This is a genomic window from Methylosinus sp. Sm6 (assembly GCF_019802345.1).
Classification (GTDB): Bacteria; Pseudomonadota; Alphaproteobacteria; order Rhizobiales; family Beijerinckiaceae; genus Methylosinus.
The window spans coordinates 1-7,348 of record NZ_JAINDZ010000073.1; the positions used below are offsets into that span (position 1 = coordinate 1).

At 58.0% G+C, this 7,348-nt stretch carries 3 protein-coding genes; 1 reads left to right on the forward strand and 2 read right to left on the reverse strand.

Features of this window, described 5'->3' with window-relative positions; all coding sequences use genetic code 11:
* The first annotated feature begins 34 nt into the window (after positions 1 to 34).
* Positions 35 to 484 (forward strand): hypothetical protein, encoded by a 450-nt coding sequence (locus K3F48_RS23010; protein WP_222577775.1) that lies wholly within the window; start codon positions 35 to 37, stop codon positions 482 to 484.
* A gap of 767 nt (positions 485 to 1,251) precedes the next feature.
* On the opposite strand, the gene K3F48_RS23015 is transcribed toward K3F48_RS23010, so the two are convergent.
* Positions 1,252 to 3,117 carry a DUF262 domain-containing protein gene (locus K3F48_RS23015; RefSeq protein WP_222577776.1) on the reverse strand — a complete coding sequence of 622 codons (1,866 nt, stop codon included), beginning with the start codon at positions 3,115 to 3,117 and terminating at the stop codon, positions 1,252 to 1,254.
* A gap of 17 nt (positions 3,118 to 3,134) precedes the next feature.
* On the reverse strand, positions 3,135 to 7,337 hold the full coding sequence (locus K3F48_RS23020; RefSeq protein ID WP_222577777.1) for an Eco57I restriction-modification methylase domain-containing protein: 4,203 nt from the start codon (positions 7,335 to 7,337) through the stop codon (positions 3,135 to 3,137).
* Between the last annotated feature and the right edge of the window lie 11 nt (positions 7,338 to 7,348).

Genomic DNA, 7,348 nt, shown 5'->3' on the forward strand with positions numbered 1-7,348 from the left:
CGCCTGATCCTGCCGGCCAAAGCCGGAAATCCCAGTGTCCGCCTCGATCCAGCTACACCACGCTCTGGGACACGATCGGAAGCGGTATCTGGCCAGTGAAATCGCCGAGGTTTTGGACCCGGTGGCGATGGCGGTCGAGACGCTACGTGAAGCGCTCTATTCCCGGATCGGTGTCGATGTTCATTCGACCACCGAAAACGAGGGTCGGAAGGGACGCGCAACTGTCGCATGGTATGTCAAGCCCGATGACAATACCGACGACGCTTTCGCCGATGTGCCGATGCTGTTCTTCGTGAAGACTGGAGAACTCGCTCGGCTGGCAGGTGGGACGATCGATAGCGGCGCGTTGAAGGCCGAGCTTGTGAAGCGCGGCATTTTGAAGCGCGATAGCGATGGAAAGTTTTCACATCGCAAGGTGCCGGATGTCGGGGCCGTCCGTAACTATCCGCTCAATTTTAGCGCTACTCTCAGCGATGGTGATTGATCGGCGCTTACTACGCGTCCACCCGTCCACCTGGGCAGCCACCCCAGGTGGACTCACTTTATTATTTTATAACAACGCATTAGGTGCCAGAGTCCACCTGTCCACCTGTTTCTTGAATATATAAGACACAATCACAGTGGCAGTTGGGGCGCGTGTGGCGGGTGTTTCTGTTCCCTTTTCTCTGCCTACTTGCCTTACTTCTTAAAATAGGTGGACAGGTGGACTGAGGCAGAAAAGTGTTTGCTGACCAGTCGGTTAATGAGTCCGCCTTGGAGTCCACCCGAGCGAAAAAGAGGTGGACTAGGTGGACCGGACGGTGAGCGGCGTTCGCGTCATCCCGCCTTCCCGCGCGGCTGCGCGCCTGATGAGCGGTCCTTCGATCGCTTCAGGTCAGTCGTCGGTCAATTGCGAGTCAGTTCCAGAGGCCCAGAGTCACCGTTCTCCCGGCAAAGCTGCCCGGCGTCCGTTGTTGTTCCGGGTGATTAGGTCCGGTTGTTTGCTCCCCGTCTCGAATAACTGGCGCCTTTTGTGCTGCGACGATTTAATGGTCAGCATAGTGGAACTCGCTATGAATTATTTTCCGATAGCGTCCGGGGACCCACAGGCCGTCCCTAGGATAGGGGCGATCATCGGTGCCGCTGGGCACCGAGTGCCTAAACCTAAACTTTCGGCCATTTGTTTGGGTGCAACTGCTCAGAATGGACCGGCTGCGATGTCGCATCCTCGTCTCCTGGTCATGGCAGCGACGCCTATCCATCAATCCCCACTCACCCGCGCGGCCATAACGTGAGGGCTCGCGCGAAAAGGTCCTCCGCTCGGGCCGCGATCTTATCCTCGTTCCATTCGTCGGCTTCGTTGAGGGCCTGGTTGATAGGCAGAAGCGAATGCTTCATGAGTTCCGGGCGCTTTTCATTCCAGGCGCAGTTCGACTGCGCGGCGTTCATCGACAGAGTGAGAATCGTGAGATTGCCGATGTTCTGGACCGCGCGATTCCTCTCGGCAGTCGATCGCGCTCGCGGATCGTCATCGGCGGCAATAAGGAGATCGCCGTCGACCAAACCCTTTCGTCCCTCGGGCAAAGGCCAATGCTCGATCCATTGCTGGGGCAAGATGTGCTCGATCGTCGGCTGTTTCTCGAAAACGATAGGCTCCGATTTTGCGGAAAAATATGTTTCATTCAGCCGCGTAAAAATATGAACGAGCTTCGCGTTGCCGAGGTCATAGGCAGGCTTGCCGAGCCATGCGCTCTTGAATTGGCTATCGGTCGGCCATTCCGAAGATTCGCCCGATTGGCCGAGCAGCAGACGGCATAGATTTTCTGTCGTGACGCCGTCCTTGCGCAGATTTTTGGTCAATGACAGGAACACGCGATTATAATTCTTCGTGTTCAGCGCGCAGACCGCTCGGCGCAGCAGGTAGGACTCGATGATCTTCGACATCGTTTCCCATTCCCGATCTCCCAGCCCTGTTTCGAGAAGCATGAGCAAGAGAGGATAGGCCGTGCGGATGTCGAAGGCCTCGAGGAATGTCGCGATGTCCCATATGGGGTCGCCCTTTTTCGGTTCGAGAATCCGTCGGAAATTGTCGCCTTGTGTCGATAGCGCAGCCAATTCTCTCGTCACCGAGGCGTAAGGGCGCTTTCGATCGATCCAGTTCTTATATTCTACGAACAAGTGCTTGACTGGTATGTCCTCGCCGATCTGACTAGCAAGGAAATGCTGCATGAAGAGATCGCTCCGAGGCCTTGTCAGACGACCTTGCTTGACCTCTTCCCGCCAGAAGGGATCATCGAATCGCCGCCAGAACTCGGTGTAGAGCGCTTCCTGATCCTCGCCGGCGCGGGCGGCGCGCAGGAAGATGTAGTTACGCAGCAGATCGGCCGGGAGCAGCGGCTCGCCGCGCGCGTTCAAGGTTTCAAAGATGACCTGGGGATCGTCGCCCGGTTGCAAGTCGATCGTCACGACCTGGAGCGAGTTCTTCAGCGCCTGAAAACATTCTTCGAGTCGTGCAGAAACGGGCGTCTCCGCGTGAATGGCGGGCTCCGTCGCCGAGCCGAGGAAAAAATCCGACAGCTGGTCGTAGAAGAAGAGGTAAGCCTCGACCATTTTTGGACGCGGGTCTGGCTTGCGCGCCCATTTGCGCCAGACGATCGGGTGACGCTTTTCGATTTCCTCGCGGGACCCGGAGAGAACGACGTCGCTGAATTGCGTGCGGTCGAGCTGAGTTGGCCAGACCTTGAAGCAGTCGATTTTGGGATCGGCCATCATGCCGCGATTTTCGGTGAAGTTCGCGCATTCCTTGGCCAGCTCGTCAAAGCCTTGGGCGCGACAGAAATCGCGTAGAGCGGAAAGGAAAATTTGGAATGTGGTGAGGCGCTGCTGGCCGTCGATTACCTGTCGCTTTTCCACGTGGGTCACGGGCGTCTGCTTTTGGTCGAGCACCATGGCGCCGAGAAAATGCACTGGGGCGTCCGTCCGACCTTCGACACTTTCGACGAATTTGCGCGCGATGTCGTCCCACAGCGGCTCCCATTGAGATTCACGGCCCCAGACATATTGCCGTTGAAAGAGCGGAACTTCGAGGCGCATCTTTTTTTCGAAGATGGCGAGCAGCGGGACGGCATGGGCTTCCATTTAATCGGTTCCTCTTTTCAATTCGTCGGCGTGAAAGGCATACGAGGCGGAGCAGTCCTCCACATGAGATCGATTTCCTCGGCCGTGAGACCGTAGGCAGAGTTTACGAGATCGGAGAGGCGGCGCTCCAGTGAGAGAGCTTCATTGGCCGATCGACGTGAGGGCTCGATCGTCTGCGCGTGCTCCTTTTTCAGTCGCGCAATTTCGGCAGCCGAGAGCTTACGTGATCTGGGCAACGCCTTACGCACGGCATCGACGAATGCATGTGCGTTTAGCTGCGCCGGTGCCGCGAGAGTTTGGCTCGGCTTTTCAATCCCAAACTCATGGCGAAGCCAATCCAAAACATCGCTTGTTGATCCGGCGATGAAACGAGTGCTTCCTAGAATTGTCTCGGTTTGACCGCGAATTTCAGCGCTGACTTCAGGTGAAAATGAGGGAATAGGCAATCTCTCCATTTTGAACCCCATAGGAGTCAATGCCTCGTCCTTCATATGAGGAAGAAATCTCCAATTGTGCCACCACATTATTGGAGAGTTTAGGACAGATAGTAAAACTATGTCGGATGATGGAATAAAAAACGTCTTATTATTCGAAAATGAAGAGCTTTCATCAAAGCAATATCTAGGATGGAATTGAATTTCCTGATATACAATCTTTTGCTTTAGGAAAAGCTCCCAGTATTCTGTGGAGTCCTGAATCTCATACCACTCGTAAGAGCCTTCTTTGCGGCCGGGCCACTTATCCTTGGAGTTCTTGGGAATCCAATTATCCGGCTTCGGATCAAGCTGCTGGCGATAGCGCTCAAGATGCCGCTTCACGCTGGGGTATCGATCGATTTCGATTCCTCGACGTGCAAATATCATCCAGAGGCCGCTCCACGGCGCATACCATCTGTCGATATCCTGCCCGCGCAGATATGGTTGAATGATGTCAGCACAGGCCGGATCGCCGCGCACAAGTTCGTCACGCTTTTCTGTGTCGATCAGAAACGCCTCATTCAGGCCCGTTAACACGCCACGATATGGCTTCACCCCTGCATATTCGAGGAGTGGTGTTCCGTTGCGTCGGATCTTTTCCAAAAGGTCCATTACTGGCCTTGGTTCCAGCACCCAGGCCTCTTTGGTGAACATTGCCCGTGGTAGCGGGAAGGTCGCTTCGGCCACGGTGCCGGCGAGGCCCTTCCGGGGAACGGCGTCGCGAGGAATGACGCAAATCTCCGCATCGGTTGGCGCATCGATCGTTGCGTCCGGCTTGCGCACAGTCATCACCGAAGGAAAAACATCGGCATCAGGAAAAAAGTGCTTGGCGTGGCCGAAGTCGGCGACGAATTCGAGCCAGCCTTTCGAGGCGAAGAGGTCCCGGAGCGCTTCCGCATATCCCGCCTTGAGCCATTTGTTGGTGACCACATAAGACAGTCGCCCGCCGGGCCGCAGCAGCCGCAAGCCTTGCTCGTAGAAATAGACGTAGAGATCGGCCATCTCGTCGAATGCGTCATAGCTCTTCTTCAGCGCGCGCTTGACGTCCTCGCTGAGAAGCTCCTGCCGGACGTAGGGCGGATTGCCGATCACCGCGTCAAAGCCGCCTTCCGGCTCGACTGACAGGAGGTTCGACCACACATTGGGGAAGCTGATTTCCCAATGGAGGAAGCCGTGCTTCTTCTCCAGGATGCGGGCGCCGTCGACGATCTTGTCGGCTTCGACGCGACGGCGATCATTGATGTTGACGCTGGGAAAAAGGCTCGTCTGTTCCGGTGGCGCGTTTTCTAGCAAGGCGAGCTGCTCGGCCATGCCAGGAGCTGCAACGCGTTGCTTCCCGGCCGCAATGAGGAGGGGATCGCCACAGGCGCCTTCCAACACGAGTTGCAGCGCCGCAGCGCGCTCGAAAGCAGTGTGATCCTTCCTCGCCTTCGCGATCTGCTTTTCCGATTTGCCTGCGAGCTTGCGCAAGTCTGGTTCGCGCTTCGGCGCAGCGTCGAATATGCCCATGAGACGCTCGGCCGTGAGCAGAGAGAAAAGATGCGCGACAGGCTCCGTGACGTCTTCGACGGCTCCGAACTTGGCTTTGGACGCTTTGACTTCGGCGATGTCATTGTCGGTGATCGCCTCGATCTCCGACATCACGCTGGCGATCTGCTCCACGCGGGTCACTTGTCCGAGATTGAAGAGCGCTCCACGTTCTTTGAGCGCCTCGATAGTGGGGCGCACGAAGGCGCCGAGAATGCTGTCCCCTGCCCGCAAATGGTGATCGAGGAACGAGAGCGGCGCCCCGACGGTGAAGGAATGAAGCCACAGAGCGACCTTCGCGAGTTCGACCGCCATCGGGTTTTTGTCGACGCCATAGACGACTCGCTTGAGAACCATGCGGCGCACAACATGGCGATCATCGAGCTGCTCCTCGACGATCGGCCAATTGTGAGCTTTGGCCTCTTCCAGAATTCTACCGCGAATGTCGGCGATGCGTGCGGCGAGTGGCGAAACATAGTCGCCGAAGGAGACGAGGGCCGCGGCCTCTGCCATCGACCCCAGCACTTCGTCAGCGAGCCAGTCGACGAGACTGACCAGAAAATGGCCAGAGCCCATGGCTGGATCGCAGACCTTGAGGGAGAGGATCGCCGTCGCCGGATCGACGGCGGCAAGCTCCGCGAGGCGTTGGGGCGCGGCCCGCTTGTCGCTGGCGAGCTGCTCGGCCTTCGCCTTGAAGGCCGCGGTCCTCTCCAGGACGAGGGGTCCGACCGCGCGCTCAATGATGAGGCCGACAAGTTCATCCGGGGTGTAATAGCTGCCGGATTCATGCCGGGCCTCGTCATCGGCGTCGATCTCGACAGCGCCGTCCGGACCGACGCGTAATCCGAATTCGAGTATGCGCTCGTAGACGCTTCCGAGCTGCTGAACCGAGAGGTCGCGGTAATTGATGTATTTCGGGTCTCGTGAACCGCTCGGCTCCGTTTGGTGACTCAGCTCGAACACGACTTTTGCAATGACGCTGTCCGGCAATTGCGCGCGCGACAGAATGGGCGCCGTCGCGGGATCGAACAGGCCGCCGTTATAGGGAGGAATGCCGAGGTCGTCGGCGCCTTGCGCAATGGCGCGGAAGATCGACGAAAGTCGGGGCCAGAAGGTGACGAAGCTCTGCGGAAATGAACCGCCCGCCATGAACCGCCCTGCGATTTCGAGGCGTATTTTGGTCAAGCAATAGGGAGCGTAGGGGCCGCTCTCGTCAGGCAGCAAATTGCGGTCTTCGGCATAGAGCACGAACAGCAGACGATAAAGCAGAATAAGTGCACCGTGGCGCAATTCATCGAGATAAGCGGGCGTGATCGGCGCCGGGCGGCTCGGGTCCGATTTGGCGAGGGCGTCGGCAAGCAATTGGAAGACATTGAAGATCGTGTTCGATAGCGTCTTAGCGACGCGGGCTTCCCATTTTTTTCCTTCGCGTAGCGCGAGCGTATGAAAAGTCTCGCCGGCGTCACTCGGGAGGAAGGCGGTGCGGCCGAAGAACAGCACGAACAGACGAAAGGCATGATCACGCCAAGCACGATCGTCGCCGAATGCGTCCGGTCGCTTGTCGAGCAGGTCGAAGCCGCAACCGGGCAGCTCCAGCGCTTTACCGAGGTCGATCTCGAAGAAGTCCTCGGCGACCGATAGGGCGCCGTGAAAATATAGCCGCCACAGTCTTCCGTTGGTGAGCACGCCCCAGCGCAGCTTTCCGTTGGTGATGTCGTCGGCTCGACGCAGATAGCGCAACATCTGAGAAGAGGGCGTGCCTCCTACGTCCTTGCGACCCTTGCCTTCGCGATCGAGGGGTCTATCCCACCGTTTGGCTTCGACAACGCTGAGCCCGTGCTGGAACCGTCGGAAGTCCTCCGATTCTCGTTTAGCGAGCGCCAGGGACGCGGCATCCCCGAACAGCAGCGCGTCCGGCACATCGACCCGTCCCTTGGCGGAAGCGTTGGGTTGGACGAAAACGAGGTCGTTCCAGCCGATCATCGCCAAGAGAGGGTAGATCAGGTCCTTCTCCGTGACCGCCTCGGAGGGCTCCTTCTGGGCGGTGAGGCGTTGGAAGAGATGGAGCGCTTGCGCTCGTAAGGCGTCGATGGCCGCGGGGGAAAGGGCGCTCCACGCCTCTGTCTCCGTAGCGCCCTCGATCAGAAAATCATGGTCGTGTCCCCACCGGTGGTGTAGCAGTTCGGGAGCAAGCCGCTCGCGACGCGCGCTTTTCATAGCGCCGTAGC

What these genes read in the sequence shown, in the direction of transcription:
- K3F48_RS23015 (WP_222577776.1), bottom strand. Translation starts at nt 3,117, where the DNA reads ATGGAAGCCCATGCCGTCCCGCTGCTCGCCATCTTCGAAAAAAAGATG.
- K3F48_RS23020 (WP_222577777.1), bottom strand. Translation starts at nt 7,337, where the DNA reads ATGAAAAGCGCGCGTCGCGAGCGGCTTGCTCCCGAACTGCTACACCAC.